We start from the raw sequence: 1,260 nt of genomic DNA, 5'->3' as shown, positions 1-1,260 counted from the left end.
CCGGTGAATATGCACGAGATGAGGACGGCGACGGTTTTCATGAGATTCATGTGAATACAATGGAGGGGTTCTGGTCGCTGTTGCGTTCCTGGTTGCGTCCTCATCGGGGTATATCACAAGAGAAGTTACCGCTGTATTTGGGTTTCTTCGAGTGCCTGCACAATATCAAGAAGCGCGGGAAAGCAGCTCTAACCGGTCTTCTGGGAGTGTTGTTTGGATAACTCCCCGGAATCCATTAAGAGCCAACACCATTTGTAGGCAGAAGAAGCTCTGAGCTGACTTTTTCCGTTTCCCGCTCTCTTGGCAGGCCTTTAGAGTCTACAAGTCGAACGTCTGGTCTTGCGGCTTTTCGACAAGCATCAAACTCAGCCTGGTGTTTCTGACTAATTTGGCGAGTGTGAACGTCGAGCTGTTTGAGTGATGATTCCAGTAATCTTAATCTTTGTGCAACAACATCATCATAATCTTTCTGAAGCGCTTTATTTTTCTCGCTCTCTTGTTGCTGCTTTTGGATCAGTTTCTTTTCGTCTTTTGTTGTCTTATATTTTCCTTTCCCCCGACTGACTCTGTTAAGTATCGAAAAGACTTCACTGCCTAACGTTTCCAGAGTAGCATTTGAGGCTGTCAACTCTTGCTTAGAGTACGGGTACAGGGATGCACTGGCTGAAATGAGATCCAGAGTTTCCTTAGCGGCTTTTTCCGCTTTCAACCACTCATCTTTACAACCAATAGTTTCTAATTCTTTTAGTACACTTTCCCGGTCATCGAGCAACCTGTAGCTGTCTCCTTTCACTGATTCTTTACCCACCATAACGGACATTGCATGCAGTGCTCTATCGGGTCTGTCTGAGGTAGTGAAGTCTGAAAAAAGCGTGTTGAATCTTTGTAGGCAGCGGACAATTTTCTGACCTTTAAGAAACAAATCTTTAGTTTCCTCTGGCCAGCCGGTCCCTATTTCTTTGGCATGATAGAAGCCAGCAGTATCTCTTTCTCCCAGTGATTTATAGCTTTCGAGATATTGATATGTGCATTAACTACCCGAAAACGTCTCCAAACATGCATAGGCAGTATGCTCTGCTCTAAAGAAACCAAGAATGATACCTTGACTCCTCTGAAGCTTCTTAAGGCCTGATGAAATGGCTTTAAGGAATTGATCTTTCGTTCTTAAGATCATTCTTCCTATACATCCTGATTTCAGGAATCCCCAGACAAATTCATCAGGATTGAGCTCTGGGGAATAGGCAGGCAATACATGTATTC

2 protein-coding genes and 1 pseudogene are annotated in these 1,260 nt (G+C 44.2%); 1 reads left to right on the top strand and 2 read right to left on the bottom strand.

Translation table 11 applies throughout. The features are described from left to right. Nucleotides 1-221 (top strand): annotated as a pseudogene (locus WG89_RS31500) (IS1595 family transposase); the annotation flags it as partial. Nucleotides 222-235: 14 nt separating this feature from the next. Here WG89_RS31500 and WG89_RS28345 read toward each other — a convergent pair. Both WG89_RS28345 and WG89_RS28340 read right to left on the bottom strand, forming a co-directional pair. Then, nucleotides 236-922 carry a hypothetical protein gene (locus tag WG89_RS28345; protein WP_172806956.1) on the bottom strand — a complete coding sequence of 229 codons (687 nt, stop codon included), beginning with the start codon at nucleotides 920-922 and terminating at the stop codon, nucleotides 236-238. A 108-nt stretch (nucleotides 923-1,030) separates the two neighbouring features. After that, nucleotides 1,031-1,260: transposase (locus WG89_RS28340; RefSeq protein WP_172806882.1), on the bottom strand; the 230-nt coding region annotated here is incomplete at its 5' end.

Origin of the sequence: Endozoicomonas arenosclerae (assembly GCF_001562015.1) — a bacterium.
Classification (GTDB): domain Bacteria; phylum Pseudomonadota; class Gammaproteobacteria; order Pseudomonadales; family Endozoicomonadaceae; genus Endozoicomonas_A; species Endozoicomonas_A arenosclerae.
Note: the sequence above shows the minus strand (reverse complement) of the source record. Positions and strands in the feature narration are given on the sequence as shown.